Annotated in this window: 19 protein-coding genes; 18 read left to right on the top strand and 1 reads right to left on the bottom strand. The window is 69.6% G+C overall.

The genetic code is table 11. The features are described 5' to 3' along the window. Window positions 1–48 precede the first annotated feature (48 nt). From rimP to ACQP2E_RS32820, 18 genes are all read left to right on the top strand, one after another. Window positions 49–669 (top strand): ribosome maturation factor RimP, encoded by a 621-nt coding sequence (gene rimP / locus ACQP2E_RS32905; protein ID WP_433826873.1) that lies wholly within the window; start codon window positions 49–51, stop codon window positions 667–669. After that, window positions 666–1,682 (top strand): transcription termination factor NusA, encoded by a 1,017-nt coding sequence (gene nusA / locus ACQP2E_RS32900; RefSeq protein ID WP_433826872.1) that lies wholly within the window; start codon window positions 666–668, stop codon window positions 1,680–1,682. The genes rimP and nusA overlap by 4 nt, the downstream gene beginning before the upstream one ends. Continuing rightward, complete coding sequence (locus ACQP2E_RS32895) at window positions 1,660–2,046, top strand: YlxR family protein (RefSeq protein WP_433826871.1); 387 nt, start codon at window positions 1,660–1,662, stop codon at window positions 2,044–2,046. The genes nusA and ACQP2E_RS32895 overlap by 23 nt, the downstream gene beginning before the upstream one ends. Before the next feature lie 107 nt (window positions 2,047–2,153). Beyond that, window positions 2,154–5,255 (top strand): translation initiation factor IF-2, encoded by a 3,102-nt coding sequence (gene infB, locus ACQP2E_RS32890; RefSeq protein ID WP_433826870.1) that lies wholly within the window; start codon window positions 2,154–2,156, stop codon window positions 5,253–5,255. 100 nt (window positions 5,256–5,355) lie between these two features. After that, window positions 5,356–6,381, top strand: coding sequence for a TRM11 family SAM-dependent methyltransferase (locus ACQP2E_RS32885; RefSeq protein WP_433826868.1), 1,026 nt, complete (start codon window positions 5,356–5,358; stop codon window positions 6,379–6,381). Between the two features lie 34 nt (window positions 6,382–6,415). Then, the gene (locus ACQP2E_RS32880) at window positions 6,416–6,709 is read left to right on the top strand and encodes a DUF503 domain-containing protein (protein WP_433826867.1); all 294 of its coding nucleotides are present in this window, start codon (window positions 6,416–6,418) and stop codon (window positions 6,707–6,709) included. 74 nt (window positions 6,710–6,783) lie between these two features. Next, window positions 6,784–7,242 (top strand): 30S ribosome-binding factor RbfA, encoded by a 459-nt coding sequence (gene rbfA, locus ACQP2E_RS32875; protein ID WP_433826866.1) that lies wholly within the window; start codon window positions 6,784–6,786, stop codon window positions 7,240–7,242. Further along, on the top strand, window positions 7,239–8,243 hold the full coding sequence (locus ACQP2E_RS32870) for a DHH family phosphoesterase (protein ID WP_433826864.1): 1,005 nt from the start codon (window positions 7,239–7,241) through the stop codon (window positions 8,241–8,243). The genes rbfA and ACQP2E_RS32870 overlap by 4 nt, the downstream gene beginning before the upstream one ends. Window positions 8,244–8,695: 452 nt before the next feature. Continuing rightward, window positions 8,696–10,015 (top strand): MATE family efflux transporter, encoded by a 1,320-nt coding sequence (locus tag ACQP2E_RS32865; RefSeq protein WP_433826863.1) that lies wholly within the window; start codon window positions 8,696–8,698, stop codon window positions 10,013–10,015. 51 nt (window positions 10,016–10,066) lie between these two features. After that, the gene (gene truB / locus ACQP2E_RS32860; RefSeq protein ID WP_433834138.1) at window positions 10,067–10,906 is read left to right on the top strand and encodes a tRNA pseudouridine(55) synthase TruB; all 840 of its coding nucleotides are present in this window, start codon (window positions 10,067–10,069) and stop codon (window positions 10,904–10,906) included. A 47-nt stretch (window positions 10,907–10,953) separates the two neighbouring features. Continuing rightward, window positions 10,954–11,886, top strand: coding sequence for a bifunctional riboflavin kinase/FAD synthetase (locus ACQP2E_RS32855; protein ID WP_433826862.1), 933 nt, complete (start codon window positions 10,954–10,956; stop codon window positions 11,884–11,886). A gap of 114 nt (window positions 11,887–12,000) precedes the next feature. Continuing rightward, window positions 12,001–12,270, top strand: coding sequence for a 30S ribosomal protein S15 (gene rpsO / locus ACQP2E_RS32850; RefSeq protein WP_111651421.1), 270 nt, complete (start codon window positions 12,001–12,003; stop codon window positions 12,268–12,270). A 189-nt stretch (window positions 12,271–12,459) separates the two neighbouring features. After that, window positions 12,460–14,802 (top strand): polyribonucleotide nucleotidyltransferase, encoded by a 2,343-nt coding sequence (locus ACQP2E_RS32845; protein ID WP_433826861.1) that lies wholly within the window; start codon window positions 12,460–12,462, stop codon window positions 14,800–14,802. Further along, window positions 14,803–16,137, top strand: coding sequence for a M16 family metallopeptidase (locus tag ACQP2E_RS32840; protein ID WP_433826860.1), 1,335 nt, complete (start codon window positions 14,803–14,805; stop codon window positions 16,135–16,137). A gap of 93 nt (window positions 16,138–16,230) precedes the next feature. Next, on the top strand, window positions 16,231–17,121 hold the full coding sequence (locus tag ACQP2E_RS32835) for a phosphatase PAP2 family protein (protein ID WP_433834136.1): 891 nt from the start codon (window positions 16,231–16,233) through the stop codon (window positions 17,119–17,121). Window positions 17,122–17,179: 58 nt separating this feature from the next. Further along, window positions 17,180–17,884: a 4-hydroxy-tetrahydrodipicolinate reductase gene (gene dapB, locus ACQP2E_RS32830; RefSeq protein ID WP_433834134.1), complete on the top strand. Its 705-nt coding sequence runs from the start codon at window positions 17,180–17,182 to the stop codon at window positions 17,882–17,884. A gap of 91 nt (window positions 17,885–17,975) precedes the next feature. Continuing rightward, the gene (locus tag ACQP2E_RS32825; protein WP_433826858.1) at window positions 17,976–18,428 is read left to right on the top strand and encodes a hypothetical protein; all 453 of its coding nucleotides are present in this window, start codon (window positions 17,976–17,978) and stop codon (window positions 18,426–18,428) included. Continuing rightward, window positions 18,425–19,276 (top strand): MFS transporter permease, encoded by an 852-nt coding sequence (locus ACQP2E_RS32820; protein ID WP_433826857.1) that lies wholly within the window; start codon window positions 18,425–18,427, stop codon window positions 19,274–19,276. Before ACQP2E_RS32825 ends, ACQP2E_RS32820 begins: the two co-directional genes overlap by 4 nt. A gap of 1,241 nt (window positions 19,277–20,517) precedes the next feature. Here the strand turns inward: ACQP2E_RS32820 and ACQP2E_RS32815 are convergent. After that, a complete protein-coding gene (locus ACQP2E_RS32815) occupies window positions 20,518–20,889 on the bottom strand; it encodes a thiol-disulfide oxidoreductase DCC family protein (protein ID WP_433826856.1) in 372 nt (123 codons plus the stop codon). Window positions 20,890–20,891: the final 2 nt, after the last annotated feature.

The raw sequence follows: 20,891 nt of genomic DNA, 5'->3' as shown, positions 1-20,891 counted from the left end.
GGCGGCATATAGTCGTTCCAGCACGAAGCTAGTGAGAGGTCGAGCCCGATGACGCAGCGTGGTCGCGCCGGGGCCCGGCCCGGTGGGCACCCCGGTAGCCGCCGTACCAGGCCGGAAGCCGAAACACGTACCCCCGCTGTTCCCCGCGTCGATCTGACCGCGGCTCGTGCCCGGGTCCGTGAAGTGATCGAGCCGGTGGTCGCCACCTCCGGTTACGACCTGGAGGACGTGCACCTGTCCCGGGCGGGCCGCCGGTTCGTGCTGCGGATCCTGGTGGACACCGACGGTGGCATCAGCCTGGACGATGTGGCGGTCATCTCCCGGGCGATCTCCGACGCGCTCGACGCGGCCGAGGAGGCCGGCGGCGAGGTGCTGCCGGGGGAGTACCAGCTGGAGGTCGGCTCACCGGGTGTGGACCGGCCGCTGACCGAGCCCCGGCACTGGCGCCGCAACACCGGCCGCCTGGTCGCGGTGAACGGATTGACCGGCCGGGTGCTCTCGACCGACGACAAAGGTGTGGCGCTGGACGTGGACGGCACGACCCGTGAGCTGGCCTGGGCCGAGCTCGGGTCGGGCAAGGTCCAGATCGAGTTCAAGCGCATGGACGAAGCCGAATTCGGCGACGTAGAAGACGACGACGAAGAAGACGAAGGGGAGGGCGAGGAATGAACATCGACCTCGCGGCGCTGCGCGCCCTGGAGCGCGAGCGGGAGATCCCGTTCGACACCATTCTTGCGGCCATCGAGACCGCACTGCTGACCGCTTACCGGCACACCGACGGCGCGGAAGGTCACGCCCGGGTGGAGATCGACCGCAAGAGCGGTGTGGCCTCCGTGCTGGCACAGGAGCTCGACGCGGACGGCACCGTCGTCCGCGAGTGGGACGACACACCGCACGACTTCGGCCGGATCGCCGCGATGACCGCGAAGCAGGTCATCCTGCAGCGCCTTCGCGAGGCGACCGACGAGCAGCACTTCGGCGAGTACGCCGGACGCGACGGCGACCTGGTCACCGGTGTGGTGCAGGCCGACGCGGCCCGTGCCGAGAAGGGCATCGTGATCGTCGACCTGGGCAAGCTCGAGGCGGTTCTGCCGCAGTCCGAGCAGGTGCCGGGCGAGAGGTACGAGCACGGCTCCCGGATCCGCAGCATCGTGGTGCACGTGGCGAAGGGCTTCCGCGGCCCGCAGATCACCCTGTCCCGGTCCCACCCGGCGCTGGTGAAGAAGCTGTTCGCCCTCGAGGTGCCGGAGATCGCGGACGGGACCGTGGAGATCGCCGCGATCGCCCGTGAGTCGGGTCACCGCACCAAGATCGCGGTCCGTTCCACGGTCTCCGGTGTGAATGCCAAGGGCGCGTGCATCGGCCCGATGGGCCAGCGGGTCCGGGCCGTGATGAGCGAGCTGCACGGCGAGAAGATCGACATCATCGACTGGTCGGAGGACCCGGCCCAGTTCGTCGGCAACGCGCTCTCGCCGGCGAAGGCGCTGCGGGTCGAGGTGGTCGACGCGGCCACCCGTACGGCTCGGGTGACAGTGCCGGACTTCCAGCTCTCGCTGGCGATCGGGCGGGAAGGTCAGAACGCCCGGCTGGCCGCCCGGCTGACCGGATGGCGCATCGACATCCGGCCGGACAACGAGCCCACCGGAGTGTCCGACAGGGATGCGGCCGGGGCGGGGAACTGACCGGATACGCGTTCGCCGCGATCGAGGGGTAGACTTGGTGACGGTCGGCCCGACGCGAACCTGCGTCGGCTGTCGTAATCGCGCGCCGGCCGCATCATTGCTGCGGTTCGTCGCGGTCGGATCCGGGGGAGACCTTCGGCTTCTACCCGATCCGGGCCGCCGACTGTCGGGACGGGGAGCGCATCTGCATCCCGTTCCGGCCTGCTTCGAGCAGGCAGAGCGGCGTCGCGCCTTCGGGCGTGCGCTACGTCTCACCGGTGTTGCTGACACCGAGTTGCTTGCCGAGCACATCCGTGCGGTCTCCGTGCCGTTCGGACCCACCGATGACGAGGCGTCGGCGTCTCGTCACGACCCAGCAAGGTAGGACGACCCAGATGAGCACACGATGAAGTCCCTGAAATGACCAGGCTTCTAGTGCACGAGTGAGGTCTGTGCGGGTACTGCTCGCACGACCTCGAAGTGAGGAGTGCAGTGCCAGGCAAGGCCCGCGTTCACGAGCTCGCCAAAGAGCTCGGGGTCGACAGCAAGACCGTGCTCGCCACATTGAAAGAAATGGGCGAGTTCGTCAAATCTGCGTCCAGCACCGTCGAGGCCCCGGTGGCCCGGCGGCTTCGTGGCGCCCTCGAGGCAGGTGGCGCCGTTCCGGCTTCGCCTTCGTCGCCGGCGTCCGGTCCCTCCGCGTCCAGCGCGCCGGCCGCCCCTGGTGGCAGCCCGCGCCCGGGCCCGCCGATGGGGCGGCCTCAGCCGCCGCGTCGTCCCGGCCCGCCGCAGGGTGGTGCGCCCAGCGCCGCCCCGACTTCGCCGGCTCCGTCGCCCGGACCGTTCGTCCGGCCCAAGCCGGCTCCGGGCCGTCCCGGCCCGACACCCGGTCCGGTCACCAAGCCGGCCAGTGCGCACGACATCGAGGTGGCGGCCGCTGAGGCGCGCGCCTCGGCGTTGAAGGCTGAGCAGGAAGCGGCCGTCAAGGCGGCTCAGGCTGCTCAGGCCGCACGTGCCCGGGACGCCGAGCGCCGGCCTCCGGCCGACGGTGGCGCGCCGCGTGGCGCCGGCCCGCGGCCGGGTCCCGGCATGGTTCCGCCGCGTCCGGGTTCGCCCGCGGCCGGTCGTAACCCCAACCAGGGCGGCGCTCCTGGTGGACCGCGTCCCGGCCCTGCCGGTGGCGCACCTCGTCCGCCGGCGCGTGGTCCCGGTAACAACCCGTTCGGCGTCTCCGGTGGCGCGGCCGCAGGCCGTCCGTCCCCGGCTTCGATGCCGCGTCCCAACCAGCCCGGCATGCCGCCGCGGCCCAGCCCTGCTTCGATGCCGCCGCGGCCTAGCCCCGCGTCGATGCCGTCGCAGCGTCCGGGTCGTCCGGCCGGTCCCGGTGGCGGCGCTGGCCGTCCCGGCGGTCCCGGTGGCGGCGCAGGTCGTCCCGGCGGTCCCGGTGGCGGCGGTGGCGGCTACCGCGGTGGCGGTGGCGGCGGCGCTGGTGGCGGCTTCCGTCCTGGTGGCGGTGGCGGCGCTGGTGGCGGCTTCCGTCCCGGTGGCGGTGGCGGCGCTGGTGGCGGCTTCCGTCCCGGTGGTCCCGGTGGCGGTGGCGGTGGCCCGGTCGGTGGCGCTCCCGGACGTCCGGGTGGCGGCGGTGGCCGTGGTCGTGGCGGTGGCGCGGCGGGTGCCTTCGGGCGTCCCGGCGGCCGGCCGACTCGTGGCCGCAAGTCGAAGAAGCAGCGGCGTCAGGAGTTCGACAACCTCTCTGCTCCGCAGATGAGTTCGGGCGCCCCGCGCGGTAACGGCCAGGAGATCCGGCTGTCCCGCGGTGCGTCGCTGTCGGACTTCGCCGACAAGATCAACGCCAACCCGGGCTCGCTCGTCCAGGAGATGTTCAACCTGGGCGACATGGTGACCGCCACGCAGTCGGTGTCCGACGACACCCTCAAGCTGCTCGGCGTGCACCTGGGCTTCGAGGTTGTCATCGTCAGCCCCGAGGACGAGGACCGTGAGCTGCTCGCGCAGTTCGACATCGACCTCGACGCCGAGGTTGCCGAGGACCGTCTGGTCGTTCGTCCGCCGGTCGTGACCGTCATGGGTCACGTCGACCACGGTAAGACGAAGCTGCTCGACGCGATCCGCAAGACCAACGTGGTCGCCGGCGAGGCGGGTGGCATCACCCAGCACATCGGCGCCTATCAGGTCGTCGTCCCTCACCAGGGCGAAGACCGGGCGATCACCTTCATCGACACCCCGGGTCACGAGGCGTTCACCGCCATGCGTGCTCGTGGTGCGAAGGTGACCGACATCGTCATCCTCGTGGTCGCCGCCGACGACGGCGTCATGCCGCAGACGGTGGAGGCGCTCAACCACGCCAAGGCGGCCGACGTGCCGATCGTGGTCGCGGTGAACAAGGTCGACAAGCCGGACGCCAACCCGGACAAGGTCCGGCAGCAGCTGACCGACTACGGCCTGCTCGCTGAGGAGTACGGCGGCGACACCATGTTCGTGAACGTGGCCGCCAAGCCCGGCATCGGCATCGACGACCTCCTCGAGGCCGTCCTGCTGACCGCCGACGCGGCGCTCGAGCTGACCGCCCCGATCGACGGCCCCGCTCAGGGTGTCGCGGTCGAGGCTCACCTGGACAAGGGTCGCGGCGCTGTCGCCACCGTCCTGGTGCAGAAGGGCACGCTGCGTGCCGGCGACTCGATCGTGGCTGGTGGCGCGCACGGTCGCGTCCGGGCCATGCTCGACGAGAACGGCGCCCAGATCGCCGAGGCGGGTCCTGCCCGTCCGGTCCTGGTGCTCGGTCTCACCTCGGTTCCCAGCGCGGGCGACACGTTCCTCGCTGCCGAGGACGACCGCACGGTGCGTCAGATCGCCGAGCAGCGGCAGGCTCGCCGTCGTGCGGCGATGTTCGCGAACTCGCGTCGTCCGAAGTCGCTCGACGAGATGATGCGCGACATCAAGGAGGGCGAGAAGGCTTCGCTCACCTTGATCATCAAGGGTGACGGTTCCGGATCGGTGGAGGCCCTCGAAGAGGCGCTCTTCAACATCAAGATCCCGGACGAGGTGCAGCTCAAGGTTATCCACCGCGGTGTGGGTGCGATCACCGAGAGCGACGTCAACCTGGCGTCGGCGTCCTCCGAGCAGGTTGCCACGATCATCGGCTTCAACGTCCGGGCCTCCAACAAGGTCAAGGAAATGGCCGACCGCGCCGGCGTGGAGATCCGCTACTACAGCGTGATCTACCAGGCCATCGAGGAGATCGAGGCGGCCCTGAAGGGCCTGCTCAAGCCGGAGTACGAAGAGGTCGAGCTCGGCACGGCGGAGATCCGCGAGGTCTTCCGCTCGTCGAAGATCGGACTCATCGCCGGCTGTATCGTCCGGACGGGCCTGCTCAAGCGCAACGCCAAGGCGCGGATCCTGCGCGATGGCGTCGTGGTTGGCGACAACGTCACGATCAGCTCGCTCAAGCGGTTCAAGGACGACGCGACCGAGGTCCGCGAGGGCTTCGAGTGTGGTCTGACGCTGCAGGGTTACGGTTCGCCGCAGGTCGGCGACGTGATCGAGACCTTCGAAATGCGTGAGAAGGCGCGGGCGTAACACCCCGCGACGGTCGGCCTCGGCGCGAAAGCGCCGGGGCCGTCCGTCTTTTCCGGGGTACGCCTCAAGCACGCTCAGCAGTCGTTGAAAGAATGACCGCATGTCCCGCTACGCCATGCTGCTCGCACCGTCCGCCAACCGTGTCTACGCCGATCAGGCGGCGCGCATATCCCAGGCGGAGCTGGCCGGGTTCGCGCCGGTGCTCTCCTCCGGGATCGACGAGGTCGACGTGGCCGAGATCGGCGGCGTGGAGTACCTGACGTTCTCCGCCGAGCTGACCGAGCTCGACATCGCGTACCTCTCGAACCTCTCCTCGGCGTACGCGCTCTTCGAGCGGGTCGAGGACCTGCTGCGGCCGCTCACGCTCACCCCGCTCGCCCGGTACGACAGTGACCTGATCACCATCCCGAAGTACGCCGGCAAGACCAACGAGCAGTTCACCAAGCTCGTGCTGAACCTCACCCTGCTCGGCTCCGCCTTCGCACGGCGGATGCTCGACGGCAACCTCACCGTTTTCGACCCGCTCTGCGGCCGCGGCACCACGCTCAACCAGGCCCTGATGTACGGCTACGACGGCATCGGCGTGGAGATCGACGGCAAGGACGTCGAGGCGTACAAGTTGTTCCTGCAGACCTGGCTCAAGCGCAAGCGGCTCAAACACACCGCTGACCTGATCCCGGTGCGCCGGCAGGGCCGGAGGGCCGCCCGCCGGCTGGAGGTGACGCTTGCGGCCAGCAAGGACGACCACAAGGCCGGCGCGGTACAGAAGATCACCGTGCTGAACGCCGACACCACCGGCCTGGACGGCCTGATCAAGGGCAATGTCGCGGACCTGATCGTCACGGACCTGCCGTACGGTGTCGCGCACGGCAGTTACGACGAGGACGGTGGCGGCATCACCCGCCGTCCGCTGGACCTGCTGGAGCGAGCGGTGCCGGAGTGGCTGAAGCTGCTGCGCCCGGGCGGCGCGGTCGGTATTTCCTGGAACACCAAGGTCGCGAAGCGTGAGCTGGCCGAGGACATCCTGGTGGCGAACGGCCTGAAGCTGATCGAGTACCAGCCCCTGTCACACCGGGTGGACCAGGGCATCGAGCGTGACGTCGTGGTGGCCCGCAAATACACGTGAAGTCCGGGGGCGTCCGGGCGTACCCTGCTCGCTGATGTATATCGAAACCGCAGTCTTCGACCTGCTCCTGCCCGGTGACGCGCAATCGCTGAAGCAGAAGCGTTCCTACCTCCGCCCGATCATCGCGATGCTGAAGAAGTTCGAGGTCAGCGTCGCCGAGGTCGGCTTCCACGACCTGCACGGCCGTGCCCAGATCGGCGTTGCCGTGGTGGCGCCGGACCCGGCACAGGCCCGCAGCGTCGTCGACACCTGCGAGAACCAGGTGGCCGGCCGTCCCGAGATCGAGTTGCTCTCGGTGAAGCGACGGCTTTACTCCGACGACGACTGACCTAGGTAGGCTTGCGCGGTTAGGGCGGGATGGTGTTGACCGACCCGCGGGATAGACAGTCGGAGGTGGGCTAGATGGCGGATCCGGCCAAGACACGGAAGCACGCAGAGCGAATCCGTGAGCTGGTGGCGTCGCTGGTACGGGAGATCAAGGACCCGCGCCTCGGCATGGTGACGATCACGGATGCCCGGATCACCGGCGACCTGCGTGAGGCGACGGTCTTCTACACGGTCCTCGGTGACGTGGCCGAGCAGGCCTCGACGGCGGCGGCCCTGGAGAGCGCGAAAGGCATGCTGCGGACCCGGGTCGGCCACGCGCTGAGCCTGCGGCACTCGCCGAGCCTCGCGTTCGTCCTGGACAACGTGCTCGACACGGTCAAGGAGATCGACGACCTCCTGGAGCAGGCGCGCCACCGGGACGAAGAGGTCCAGCGGCTGGCAGCCGGCAAGCAGTACGCCGGCGACGCCGACCCGTACAAGAGCGACGAGGACGAGGACGCCGAGTCGGTGGGTGCCGCCGAGGACAAGGGGTGAGTCCTTCCGCCGAGCAATGGGCCGCCGCGGTGGCGGCGGTCCGCTCGGCCGGCGCCGGCGACGAGGTCCTGCTGATCTGCCACGTGAACCCGGACGGGGACGCGCTCGGCAGCATGCTCGGCTTCGCCCTCGGACTGCGGCGGCTCGGATTCACCCGGATCCAGGCCACGTTCCCGGGCCAGTTCAGCATTCCTGACCCGTACGCTGCTCTGCCCGGTCTTGATCTTCTGGTGCCGGAGACGGACGCCTGCGGTGACCCGGACATGGTCATGGTTTTCGACGTGGCGAGCGAGTCCCGCCTCGGTGGGCTCGCCGGCCGTCTTGCGGCCGCGCCCCGCAGCGTCGTGCTGGACCACCACGCCTCCAACACCGGTTTCGGCCAGGTTCGTCTGGTGGACCCGCTGGCCGCGGCCACCTCGGTGGTGGCCGAGCAACTGCTGAGCCGGCTCGGCGTGCCGCTGGACGCCGAGATCGCCGAGTGCTTCTACGTGGCGCTGGCGACCGACACCGGCTCGTTCAAGTTCGACATGACCACGGTGGCGGTGCACGAGCTGGCGGCCCGGCTGATCGCGACCGGGATCCGTCCCGGTGAGATCTCCCGGCGGATCTTCGACAGCAAGCCGTTCGGCGCCATGAAACTGACCGGCGAGGTGCTGGGCCGCGCGGTGCTCGACCCGGCGGCGGCCGGCGGCCTCGGCATGGTCTGGACCTACGCGACGCTGAGTGACCTGGAACGGTACTCCCAGCCGCCCTACGTGCTGGACACGCTCATCGACCCGGTCCGCTCGGTGGCCGAGGCAGACGTCTCGGTGCTGGTGAAGCAGGTCGGCACGCGCGAGTGGTCGGTGTCGCTGCGGAGCAAGGGCGCGGTGGATGTGAGTGGTGTGGCCATCTCCCAGGGCGGTGGCGGTCACCGGCTGGCGGCCGGTTTCACCGGTTATGGGGAGCCTGATGATGTGGTGGCCACCGTGCGTCACCTATTGGACGATTTTTTGAACTGATCGACGTTTGCGCAGTTGAATGGGGGTCACCCGAACGGGTGGCCCCCATCTTCGTTGTCCCGGATGGCGGGATCCACCCAACGGTCCGCCGAGTGAACGTTAGTTTGGGACCTGAACGGTGATTTGGTTTCACGCGGCTGACACCACCGCCTCTCCGTGAGATCTCGAGCCTCCCGGGTCCACCGACCCGGGCCGGCGTCATCTCCGCCAAGGACCCGGCGATCCCGGGCCGGCCCTCCTGTGACGCCCCGCTCGACCGATTCTGGGCGCCCGTCCCCGTGCGGCGCGCCCACACCCACCGTGTGGAAGGAAGCCCTCTCATGGCTGCCAAGCAGAAGCCCCAGCCCAAGCCCGCCGACGACGCCCGCGAGCAGGCTCGCCGTGCGCTCCAGGCCTCGCTGGACACCCGTCAGTAACCGCTCTTTCTCGTCGGGCGGGCATCATGGGCAACCATGAGCCCGCCTGTCGCGTCTGAATCCACCGCAACACCCCGGCGGATCGCCGCTCTGGCGCTCCCCGCGCTCGTCGTGCTGGCCGCCGAGCCGCTCTATGTCCTGGTGGACACCGCGGTTGTCGGCCATCTCGGCCCGCTGGAGCTGGCCGCGATCGCCGTCGGCGGCACCGTGATGTCGGTGGCCGCCTGGTTCGGCACGCTGATGGCGTACGGCACCACCGGCCGCGCCGCCCGCCGGTTCGGCGCCGGTGACCGTGCCGCCGCCGTGGCCGAGGGTGTCCAGGCGTCCTGGCTCGCGCTCGGCATGGGCCTGCTGCTCGCGCTGCTCGGCGTGGTCGGGGCCGGCCCGGTCGCGCACCTGCTGGCCGGCAACGAGCAGACCGCCGAGGCAGCCGCCGGCTGGATGCGGATCGCCGCCTTCGGCGCGCCCGGCCTGCTGCTCGCCGCGGCCGGCAACGGCTGGATGCGCGGCGTCCAGGAGACCCGGCGCCCACTGTGGATCGTGCTCGGCGCCAACGTGCTCTCCGCCGTGCTCTGCCCGGTGCTGGTCTACCCGCTCGGACTCGGCCTGACCGGCTCCGCGATCGCCAACGTCACCGCGCAGAGCGTCGGTGGCGGCCTCTTCCTGCTGGCGCTGATCCGCGAGACCCGCGACCTGCGGCCGGTGCCCTCGATCATCGTGCGTCAGGTAGTTCTCGGCCGTGACCTGCTGATCCGTGGCGCGGCCTTTCAGGCGTGCTTCCTCTCCGCCACGGCGGTGGCGTCCCGGTTCGGCATCGCGGCGGTCGGCGCACACCAGATCGGGCTGCAGCTCTGGTTCTTCGCGGCGCTCGCTCTGGACGCCGTGGCGATCGCTGCGCAATCGCTGGTCGGCGCGGCCCTCGGCGCCGGCGACGCGGACCAGGCCCGGGACGTGGCCCGCCGGGTGACGGTGGCCGGTGGCGTGGCGGCGGTCGTCTTCGCGGCGCTGGCGGCGGCCGGGGCGCCGGTGATTCCGGGCTGGTTCACGCCGGACCCGGCAGTGCACGACCAGGCGATGATCATCTGGCCGTGGTTCGTCGGGCTGCTCCCGTTCGCCGGCGTGGTCTACGCCCTGGACGGGGTCCTGATCGGAGCGGGGGACGTGGCGTTTCTGCGTACCGTCACGATCCTGTCGGCGCTGTTCGGGTTCCTGCCGGCGATCTGGCTGGCGTACGCGCTGGACCTCGGCCTCGGCGGGGTGTGGGCCGGGCTCGGCCTGTTCACCCTGATCCGATTCGTCACTCTTGTCTGGCGGTGGCGGTCACCACGATGGGTCGTGGTCGGCGCCACCCGCTAGGGTTTTCCGGTGAACGTGGACGGACTCATCGTGGTGGACAAGCCGGCCGGCATGACGTCGCATGACGTCGTCGCCCGGATCCGGCGGCTGGCGAAGACCCGGCGGGTCGGGCACGGAGGCACGCTGGACCCGATGGCGACCGGCGTCCTGATCATCGGGGTCAACAAGGCGACGCGCCTGCTCACCTACGTGATCGGCGCCTCGAAGAGCTATGCCGGGACGATCCGCCTGGGACAGACGACGATCACCGACGACGCCGAGGGTGAGGTTGTCGCGACCGTTCCCGCTGGGCACATCGACGATGACGCGATAAAGGCGTTTCTGGCTACCCAGGTCGGCGAGATCAGCCAGGTGCCCAGTGCGGTCAGTGCCATCAAGATCAAGGGTGTCCGGTCCTACAAGCGCGTCCGGGACGGCGAGGCGGTGGAAATCCCCGCCCGGCAGATCACGATTCATCAGCTCGATGTTCTCGAGATCCGCCGCGACGGCGACGTCGTCGACGTGGACATCGAGGTGACCTGCTCCTCCGGCACCTACATCCGGGCGATCGCCCGCGACCTGGGCGCCGCGCTCGGCATCGGCGGCCACCTCACGGCCCTGCGCCGGACCGCTGTCGGCGAGATGACCCTGGACGCGGCGGCCACCCTGGCCGAGTTGGAGGAGCGCGCGCCGGACGTGGTCTCGCTGCCGATGGCCGAGGCGGCTCGCCGGGCGTTTCCGCAGCGGGTGGCCTCCGCGGAGGAGACCGGAGTCCTCCGGCACGGCGGTCCGCTGTCGCCCGCCGGCATCGAGGGGCCCTATGCGGTCTTCGATCCCGGCGGCGTGCTCCTCGCGATCGTCAGCGAGCGTGACGGAAAGGCCAGGGCCGAGATCGTCCTGGCGCCCGCCTGAGTCGATACGCTGAGCCGGTAACGAAGATTCGACAGGGAGTGTTTTCGATGCAGCGGTGGCGGGGCTACGAGTCGGTCCCCGGTGGATGGGGCCGTTCGGTCGTGACGATCGGCGTCTTCGACGGCGTGCACCGCGGGCACCAGGCGATCATCGGGCACACGGTGAAACGGGCGCGCGACCTCGGCCTCCAGTCGGTCGTGGTGACCTTCGACCCGCACCCGGCCGAGGTGGTCCGCCCGGGCTCGCACCCGGCGGTGCTGACCGAGCCGGTCCGCAAGGCGGAACTGATCGAGGAGCTCGGCGTCGACGCGCTCTGCGTGGTGCCGTTCACCCCGGCCTTCTCGAAGCAGACGCCGAACGCGTTCGTGCACGACGTTCTGGTCGAGGCGCTGCACACGGCCGTGGTCGTGGTGGGGGACAACTTCCGGTTCGGTCACAAGGCGGCCGGTGACGTGACGATGCTGGAGACGCTCGGCCGGACCTTCGGGTTCACCGTCGAGGACGCTCCGCTGGTCTCCGAGGACGGGCTGGTCTTCTCCTCGACCTACATCCGCAGCTGCGTCGACGCGGGTGACGTGCGGGCCGCGTCGATGGCGCTGGGCCGGCCGCATCGGCTCACCGGCGTGGTGGTCCGCGGTGACGCGCGTGGCCGGGAACTCGGTTACCCCACCGCCAACCTGATGGTCCATCGGTACGCCGCTGTCCCGGCCGACGGCATCTACGCCGCGTGGCTGACCCGCACCGGGGAGAACGCCGGTCGCTGGGCCGCGAGTGTGTCGATCGGCACCAATCCGACGTTCTCCGGCCGTGAGCGCCGGGTCGAGGCGTACGTGCTGGATTTCTCCGGCGATCTGTACGGTGAGCGGCTCAGCCTCGACTTCGTCGGTCACCTCCGTGAGCAGCGCAAATACGACGGGATCGAGCCGTTGATCGCCCAGATCCAGGCCGACGTCGAACAGACCCGGGTAATGCTCGCGTGACCGGCTGGTAGTGTGGAATGGTCGTTGGAATATCCGACACCGGTCCCGCCTGCCTGCCCGACGCCGCGGGGCGCGGGGTAACCGTGCAATCGGCAACACAGAAGTCCGGAGAACATGGCGCTCGATCAAGAGACCAAGAACAAGATCATGGGTGAGTACGCGACCAAGGAGGGCGACACCGGTTCGCCCGAGGTTCAGGTCGCCATGCTCACCAAGCGGATCGCCGACCTGACCGAGCACCTCAAGGTGCACAAGCACGACCACCACAGCCGGCGTGGCCTGCTGCTGCTGGTCGGCCAGCGTCGCCGCCTGCTGAACTACGTTCAGAAGAAGGACATCGCGCGTTACCGGACGCTCATCGAGCGTCTCGGCCTGCGCCGATAGTTTGCTGAGGGAGCGGCCGGCTGGCCGCTCCCTTGGAATTTCACCCCACGGACCCGCGCGGATCACACCGTCAGCACCGGTCCTCGGTAGTGGTTCCCAGGCCTTCGACCTGGGCACTTCGATCGAAGACCGGCTCGACTGGAACGCGCTGTAGACCGCCGGGTCCTCGACGAAGGAGTACCGCACTTCATGACAGAGCAGAACACCGCTCTCGGCACCGAATCCCGCACCGCCGTCATCGACAACGGATCGTTCGGCACCCGCGAGATCGTCTTCTCCACCGGCCGCCTCGCACAGCAGGCCGCCGGTTCGGTGATCGTCCAGCTGGGCGACACCACCGTCCTCTCCGCCACGACCGCGAGCAAGCAGCCGAAGGAGCACTTCGACTTCTTCCCGCTGACCGTGGACGTCGAGGAGCGGATGTACGCGGCCGGCCGGATCCCCGGCTCGTTCTTCCGCCGCGAAGGCCGTCCCAGCGAGGACGCCATCCTCACCTGCCGCCTGATCGACCGGCCGCTGCGCCCGTCGTTCACCAAGGGCCTGCGCAACGAGGTCCAGGTCGTCGAGACCATCCTTGCGCTCGACCCGGCGCACCCGTACGACGTCGTCGCCATGAACGCGGCGTCGATGTCCACCAAGCTCTCCGGCCTGCCGTTCAGCGGACCGGTTGGCTCGACCCGCGTCGCGCACGTCGAGGGTCAGTGGGTCGCGTTCCCGACCCTGGAGGAGCTCGAGCGGGCCACCTTCGACATGGTCGTGGCCGGCCGGGTGACCGCCGACGGCGACGTCGCGATCATGATGGTCGAGGCCGAGGCCACCCCGCACGCGATCAAGCTGATCGCCGGTGGCGCCGCCGCCCCGACCGAGGAGATCGTCGCTAGCGGCCTCGAGGCCGCCAAGCCGGCCATCCGCGAGCTCTGCCGCGCGCAGAGCGAGCTGGCCGAGATCGCCGCGAAGCCGGTCGCCGACTTCCCGGTCTTCCTGGACTACCAGGACGACGCTCTGCAGGCTGTCAGCGACGCGGTTCGCGCCGAGGTCGCCGAGGCTCTGAAGATCGCCGGCAAGCAGGAGCGCGAGGAGTCCCTCGACCTGGTCAAGGCGAAGGCGCACGAGCTGCTCGACGAGCGGTTCGAGGGCCGGGAGAAAGAGATCAGCGCGGCTTTCCGCTCGATCACCAAGTCCGAGGTCCGGCAGCGGGTCCTGCGCGAGCAGGTTCGCATCGACGGCCGCGGCCCGCGCGACATCCGCCCGCTGACCGCTCAGGTCGGCGTGCTGCCCCGCGTGCACGGCTCGGCCCTGTTCGAGCGCGGCGAGACCCAGATCCTGGGCGTCACCACGCTGAACATGCTGCGCCTCGAGCAGTCGCTGGACACTCTCGCTCCCGAGAAGACCAAGCGCTACATGCACAACTACAACTTCCCGCCGTACTCGACCGGTGAGACCGGCCGGGTCGGCTCGCCGAAGCGCCGCGAGATCGGCCACGGCGCGCTGGCCGAGCGGGCCCTCGTGCCCGTGCTGCCGACGCGTGAGGAGTTCCCCTACGCGATCCGTCAGGTCTCCGAGGCCCTGAGCTCCAACGGGTCGACGAGCATGGGCTCGGTCTGCGCCTCGACGCTGGCCCTGCTCTCCGCCGGTGTCCCGCTGAAGGCGCCGGTCGCCGGCATCGCGATGGGCCTGATCTCGGACGAGGTCGACGGCAAGACGCAGTACATCGCGCTCACCGACATCCTCGGCGCCGAGGACGCGTTCGGCGACATGGACTTCAAGGTCGCCGGCACGAGTGAGTTCGTCACCGCGCTCCAGCTGGACACCAAGCTCGACGGCATCCCGTCGGACGTGCTGGCCGGCGCTCTCCAGCAGGCCCACGAGGCCCGCGCCACGATCCTCAACGTGATGACCGCCGCGATCGAGGCCCCGGCCGAGATGAGCGAGTACGCGCCGCGCGTCACCACGGTGAAGATCCCGGTCGACAAGATCGGCATGGTGATCGGGCCGAAGGGCCAGACCATCAACGCGATCCAGGACGAGACCGGCGCCGACATCTCCATCGAGGACGACGGCACGATCTATGTCGGCGCGACCAACGGCCCGTCGGCCGAGGCCGCGGTCGAGCGGATCAACGCGATCGCGAACCCGACCATGCCGAAGGCCGGCGACAAGTTCCTCGGCACCGTGGTGAAGACGGCCGCGTTCGGCGCGTTCATCTCGCTGCTGCCGGGCCGCGACGGCCTGCTGCACATCTCCAAGGTGGGCGACGGCAAGCGGGTCGACAAGGTCGAGGACTTCCTGAACGTCGGTGACAAGGTCGAGGTCTCGATCGCGGACATCGACGCTCGCGGCAAGATCTACCTCGACAAGGTCCGCCCGGAGGGCGAGGAGGCCCCGGCCGCCGCGCCGGCAGCCTCTGGTGAGGGCCGTCCGGAGCGGGCGCCGCGCGAGGACCGCGGTCCCCGTGAGGGTGGCGCGCCCCGTGAGGGTGGCGGCGAGCCCCGCCGTCGCCGGCAGCGTCCGGCCGGCGAGCGCCGCGACTAAGTGACAGCGAACAACCGCGGGCCGGCCGAAAGGCCGGCCCGCGCCGTCACCCGGACCCTTCCTGATGGAATTCAGAAGACGGTCCTGCCCAGCGGCCTGCGCATCCTGACCGAGTCCATCCCGCACACCCGTAGCGCTGCGCTCGGGATCTGGGTGGGCATCGGCTCCCGGGACGAGACGCCGTCACTGCACGGCGCCTCGCACTTCCTCGAGCACCTGCTCTTCAAAGGCACGCACAGGCGCACCGCGCTGGACATCTCCGCGGAGATCGAGGCGGTGGGCGGCGAGACGAACGCCTTCACCACGAAGGAATACACCTGCTATTACGCGCGGGTGCTCGACGCTGATCTGCCGCTCGCGGTCGACGTGCTGTGTGACGCGCTCGCCGACTCGCTCCTGGAGCCGGACGACGTCGAGACCGAACGTGGCGTGATCCTCGAAGAGATCGCCATGCACGAGGACGAGCCGGGTGACGAGGTCCACGACATCTTCTCCGAGGCGATCTTCGGAGATCACCCGCTCGGGCGGCTGATCTCCGGTACGCCCGAGTCGATCACGCCAATGACCCGGAACCAGATCAACAAGTTCTACCGCAAGCGCTACACGGCCCCCGAGGTCGTGATCGCGGCAGCCGGCAACCTGGACCACGCCGCCGTGGTGAAACTGGTCCGCAAAGCCTTCGCCGGCACCCCGCTGGACACCGAGCCGGCCGCGCCCGCGCCGACCCGTCCGTGGGAGAAGCCGGTACGCCTGCAGAAGCCCTCGACCGTGGTCGTGCGCCGCGAAACCGAGCAGGCGCACATCGTCCTCGGTGGCGGCGGCCTGGGCCGGCACGACGAGCGCCGGTTCGCCCTGGGCGTGCTGAACAATGTGCTCGGCGGCGGCATGTCGAGCCGTCTCTTCCAGGAGATCCGGGAGAAGCGCGGCCTGGCCTACTCGGTCTACTCGTACGCGAGCCAGCACGCCGACGCCGGCCTGGTCGGCGTCTACGCCGGCTGCGCGCCGACCCGGGCACAGGAGGTGCTCGACCTCATCCGGGTGGAGCTCGACCGGGTCGCCGCGGACGGCATCACTCCGGGTGAGCTGCTCCGGGGCAAGGGCATGGTGAAGGGCTCGTACGTGCTGGGCCTGGAGGACACCGGGTCGCGGATGAGCCGTCTCGCCAAATCCGAGCTGCTGCACGGCGACATCATGGGTGTCGACGACCTGCTGGCCAGGGTGGACGCGGTCACCGTCGACGAGGTCAACGCGGTCGCGGCCGAGCTGTTCGCAGGCAGAGGCGGGCGCTCGCTGGCCGTGGTGGGCCCGTTCGACGAGGCCGATTTTTCGGCCTGATTACCCTTGGACCCCGTGACAACGCTGGAGACACCGCCCGAGACACCCGCGACCCCACCACCACCGGAACTCCGGAGGCGGCGGATCATCGGGATGCTGATCTGGGCGGTGGTCTTCGCCGTCGGGATCTACTTCATCGGGGTGCCCACCAGCGACCCGCTGATCGCCTTCGGCTGGCTGTGGCTGGCCACCATCGCGTGGCGCAACTACGAGCCGTGGAAGACGCACCTGCGGTTCCTGCGGGACTGGCTGCCGATCTGCCTGCTCCTGGTGATCTACAACGTGTCCCGCGGTTACGCCGACAAGCTGTTCGCGCCGCACGTCACCGAGCTGATCGCCATCGACGAAGCGATGTTCGGCTGGTTCACCGGCGGGCTCACCCCGACCGAGTGGCTGCAGAACCACCTCTATCAGCCGGACACGGTCCAGTGGTGGGAGGTGGTCACCTCGATCGTCTACTTCTCGCACTTCCTGACGCTGCCGACGATCGCCGTGGTGCTCTGGATGCGGTCCCGTCCGCAGTGGGCCCGGTTCATGCGCCGCTGGTTCACCCTCTGCGTGTTCGGCCTGGTCACGTACTTCCTGTACCCGGCGGCCCCGCCGTGGTGGGCGGCCGAACCGGAGCACGGCTCGCTGATCTCGGCGACCCGCATCTCGACGAACGGCTGGGACGCGATCGGCCTGCACGGCGCCGGCAACACCCTCAACGCACTTCAGGTCGAGGCGTCGAACCCGGTCGCCGCGATGCCGTCGCTGCACACCGGTTTCGCGTTCATGGCCGTGGTGTTCTTCCTGCCGGTGGTTCGGCGGCGCTGGTGGCCGCTGCTGCTGGCGTACCCGCTCGCGATGACCTTCACGCTTGTCTACTCGGCCGAGCACTGGGTGATCGACGTGCTGGTCGGCTGGGCGTACGTGGGCCTGGTCTTCCTGGTGGTGGGCAGCGTGGAGCGGTGGTGGGAGGCCCGCCGCCGTACGTTAAATTGACGGTGTGACAGACCTGCCTGAACCCATTCGTGTCGGTGTCCTCGGAGCTCGGGGCCGGATGGGCCTGGAGGTCTGCAAGGCGGTCGACGCGGCCGCCGATCTTGAGCTGGTCGCCATGATCGCTCAGGGTGATCTGCTCTTCCAGGCCTCGGACACGCGCGCTCAGGTGCTCGTCGACTTCACCAACCCCGACGTGGTGATGGACAACCTGCAGTGGGCGATCGAGCAGGGCATCAGCGTGGTGGTCGGCACGTCCGGCTTCACCGAGGACCGGCTCGAGCAGGTCCGGCGCTGGCTCGCCGACAAGCCCGAGGTCGGCGTCCTGATCGCGCCGAACTTCGGCATCGGGGCCATCCTGATGATGCAGTTCGCGGCTCGGGCGGCTCGTTTCTTCGAGTCCGCCGAGATCATCGAGCAGCACCACCCGCGCAAGCTCGACGCGCCCAGCGGCACCTCGATGCACACCGCCAAGGTGATCGCCGAGGCCCGCGCCGCGGCGAACTGCCCGCCGATGCCGGACGCGACGAAAGAGGAGCAGCTCGGCGCCCGCGGCAGCGACATCGACGGCGTCCGGGTGCACTCGGTCCGGGCCGCCGGTCTGGTCGCCCACCAGGAGGTGCTGTTCGGCACCACCGGCGAGACGCTGACCATCCGGCACGACTCGCTGGACCGGTCGTCGTTCATGCCGGGTGTGCTGCTCGCGGTCCGCAACGTGCGGCAGCGCCCGGGGCTGACCATCGGCCTCGACCGGCTGCTGGACTGACCGGCTGCTGGCCTGACCGGCTGCTGGCCTGACCGGCTGCTGGCCTGACCCGCTGTTGGGCTGATTGCGTGCGGTGGCTAGGTTGGCGTCGATGACCGAGCAGACGACGACCGAGCTGACGACGACTGGCCGCAGGGTTCGTGTCCTGGTGACCGTCGCCGGGCTCGTTCTGCTGCTGGCCGGCACGTTCTGGGGCCAGGACGACGATTTCCCGTTCGGCCCCTTCCGGATGTACTCGACGGCGCCCGATCCGAACGGCGCCGCGAAGGACACCCGGGTCGAGGGTGTGGACGTGACCGGCGCCGTCGTGACGATCACCGAGACGAACAGCGGCATCCGCCGTGCCGAGATCGAGGGCCAGCAGGCGGCTTACGAGGCCGACCCGTCGCGGCTGAGCCGGATCGCCGATGCCTACGCCGAGCACACGCCAGGCGCTCCTGCGCTGCGTGAGGTGCGCATCGTGATCCGCTGGCACCTGGTCGAGCACAGCCGCCCCACCGGCACGTTCACCGACGAGGTCGTCGCCGATTGGGTGAAACAGTGAACCGCCTGGTTCGCTGGCTGACCGAACCGGTTCCCAAGGGCCGGATCGCGGCATTCCGTACCCTGGTCTATCTGTTCGTCGCTCTTGATCTTGTTGTTTTCACGCCCTGGGTGCGCTCGCACGCGAACACGCCGGGCGATCTTTACGAACCGCTGCTGGTCGGCCGCCTGCTGCACCTGCCGACGCCCGGCCCGCTGCTGGTGAACGGCATCTTCTGGGCGCTCATCGTGCTGGCCGTCGCGGCCGCGACCGGCCGCGCGCCGCGCCTGCTCGGCTGGACGGTCTTCCTGCTCTACTTCGAGTGGATGATCATCGCGATGAGTTACGGCAAGGTCGATCACGACCGCGTCGGCCTGCTCGTCGCGCTGGCGGTTCTGCCCACTGTGGGTGCGGCCCGGCACGGTGATCAGGAACGGACAGAAGCCGGCGGATGGGCTCTGCGCGTAACCCAGATTTCGGTTATTTGCACCTATTTCCTGGCGGCGCTGGCGAAGCTCCGTTTCGGCGGCATCGACTGGGTGACCAGCTCAGTCCTCGCCCAGGCGATCATCCGCCGCGGCACCGCGCTGGCCGATCTGATCGCCGGCGTACCCGGCCTGCTGATCCTCGCCCAGTTCGGCATCATCGCGTTCGAGCTGCTCAGCCCGCTAATCTTCGTCGTGCCACCCCGCTGGCGCAGCGCGGTCGTCGCCTTCTTCTACAGCTTCCACGTGATCACTTTCTCCACGATCACCATCTCTTTCGCCCCGCATCTGGTCGCGATGGCGAGTTTCCTACCCTTAGAGAAGATCAAATTCCATTGGTACGCGTCTCGGGCCCGGACAAAAGCAGTCGACGCGCCCCCGTGAGTCCCCCGCGACCCCAGAGCGCCGCCCAGGCCGCTGCGCGCCCTACGGCGACCGGTGCACCGTCCCGGCCGACGGCAGGGCCGGCCCCACCACCCGCTTGACCAGGAGAACCGCTGAGGCGCGGACCGAACCCGTGGCCGATACGCGGCGCGGAACTCGCGCCCGAGCCAGCACAGCCAGCCAGCCCGGCGGGGTGGGGCGGGGTGGGGTGCTCGGGTGGGTCAGGTCGCACACAACGACACCGTGTGCCCGGATCACGCCTCGCGCCCCGCGCTGCCCCGCGCCGTGTTGTGCCGCGTCGCCCGGCTCGGCCTGGATCTTGTGGATTTCCCCGCAGACGTGTCCGCACAACTCCACAAGATCGAACAGGCCTGGCCGATCTTGTGGAGTTCCGCGCAAACGGTCCGCCGAAGTCCACAAGATCGGTGAAGCCCCGCCCCGCCCTCCTGCGCCGCCCCGCCCCGCCCTCCTGCGCCGCCCCGCGCCGCGCCCCCTGCGCCGCGCCGCGCCGCGCCGCGCCGCCCCGCCCCGCGCCGCGCCGCCCCGCCCCGCGCTGCGCCGCGCCGCGCCGCTCGGCCTGGATCTTGTGGAGTTGTGCGCAAACGGTTCGCCGAAATCCACAAGATCGGTGGAGTTCCGCGTTAGCGGCGTCGGACCTGCTAAGCACCGCATTACCACGTCGAACCTGTGAAGTGCCGCGTTGGCCGAAACTTGGAGACCGGTGGGGCATAGGAACACCCGCTGGTCTCCAAGATCCGGTACGTCAGCCTGCTGTGGTGGCAGAGCGTCGTCACAACGCTCGCCAGCGACCCGAAATCGACATGCCACGGATGGCCGTTTCGCGAACTCGTGCACTTGTGGTTGATCGACCGGCTAAACCGCACAAGATCTTCGAGCGGTACCTCGCCCTGAGAAACCGCCACGCCGCCACCGCGTTACGCCGCCACCGCGTTACGCCGCCACCGCGTTACGTCGCCACCGCGTTACGTCGCCACCGCGTTACGTCGCCACCGCGTTACGTCGCCACCGCGTTACGTCGCCACCGCGTTACGTCGCCACCGCGCTACGAACCCGCTACCGGCCCTTGAGTGGCGAAACCCGAGAGTCGGTCGATCGCCGGGGGCTCACGAGTTTCTGGGAAGCCGTCGCCGTGGCGGGTCGGCTTCGGGTTGGCCGCGGGCGCCTTGGTGACGCCACCACGGCGGTGGGTAGCTCTGGCTTTGTGGAGACGTACCCAAAGGTCAGGGGTGGGGGCGGACTGCGCAGGCGGCTGTGCCACCCGGCATGAGGTGGCGGTGGTCGGCGACCCACTGGTAAGCGGGCCAGGCCGCGAAGCGGACCGGGCGAAGGGTGAGCGCTGCGCCGGGGAGTGACCAGAAACGGCCTGCGTCTTTCAGCAGGAGCGCGATGGCGTCCGGGCCGGCGGCGGTGGAGCCGTCCGAGGCGACCCATTGGACGGCGGCTTCGCACTGCTCGACGGTGAGGCCGAGGGCCTTGAGGTCGGCGAACTGCCAGGGGATGACCTTGGCGCGGGTGGGGATGCGGCGCTCGATGAAATCGGCGCAGAGGGTGCAGAACGAGCAGTCGCCGTCGAAGACGAAGGTGGGTGTCACTT

The organism is Actinoplanes sp. CA-015351, assembly GCF_050955685.1.
Taxonomy (GTDB): Bacteria; Actinomycetota; Actinomycetes; order Mycobacteriales; family Micromonosporaceae; genus Actinoplanes.
Note: the sequence above shows the minus strand (reverse complement) of the source record. Positions and strands in the feature narration are given on the sequence as shown.

Excerpts from the sequence above, each read along its gene's own strand:
- rimP (WP_433826873.1), top strand. The coding sequence starts at position 49 with ATGACGCAGCGTGGTCGCGCCGGGGCCCGGCCCGGTGGGCACCCCGGT.
- nusA (WP_433826872.1), top strand. The coding sequence starts at position 666 with ATGAACATCGACCTCGCGGCGCTGCGCGCCCTGGAGCGCGAGCGGGAG.
- ACQP2E_RS32895 (WP_433826871.1), top strand. The coding sequence starts at position 1,660 with ATGCGGCCGGGGCGGGGAACTGACCGGATACGCGTTCGCCGCGATCGA.
- ACQP2E_RS32885 (WP_433826868.1), top strand. The coding sequence starts at position 5,356 with ATGTCCCGCTACGCCATGCTGCTCGCACCGTCCGCCAACCGTGTCTAC.
- ACQP2E_RS32880 (WP_433826867.1), top strand. The coding sequence starts at position 6,416 with ATGTATATCGAAACCGCAGTCTTCGACCTGCTCCTGCCCGGTGACGCG.
- rbfA (WP_433826866.1), top strand. The coding sequence starts at position 6,784 with ATGGCGGATCCGGCCAAGACACGGAAGCACGCAGAGCGAATCCGTGAG.
- ACQP2E_RS32865 (WP_433826863.1), top strand. The coding sequence starts at position 8,696 with ATGAGCCCGCCTGTCGCGTCTGAATCCACCGCAACACCCCGGCGGATC.
- truB (WP_433834138.1), top strand. The coding sequence starts at position 10,067 with ATGACGTCGCATGACGTCGTCGCCCGGATCCGGCGGCTGGCGAAGACC.
- ACQP2E_RS32855 (WP_433826862.1), top strand. The coding sequence starts at position 10,954 with ATGCAGCGGTGGCGGGGCTACGAGTCGGTCCCCGGTGGATGGGGCCGT.
- rpsO (WP_111651421.1), top strand. The coding sequence starts at position 12,001 with ATGGCGCTCGATCAAGAGACCAAGAACAAGATCATGGGTGAGTACGCG.
- ACQP2E_RS32845 (WP_433826861.1), top strand. The coding sequence starts at position 12,460 with ATGACAGAGCAGAACACCGCTCTCGGCACCGAATCCCGCACCGCCGTC.
- ACQP2E_RS32835 (WP_433834136.1), top strand. The coding sequence starts at position 16,231 with ATGCTGATCTGGGCGGTGGTCTTCGCCGTCGGGATCTACTTCATCGGG.
- dapB (WP_433834134.1), top strand. The coding sequence starts at position 17,180 with ATGGGCCTGGAGGTCTGCAAGGCGGTCGACGCGGCCGCCGATCTTGAG.
- ACQP2E_RS32825 (WP_433826858.1), top strand. The coding sequence starts at position 17,976 with ATGACCGAGCAGACGACGACCGAGCTGACGACGACTGGCCGCAGGGTT.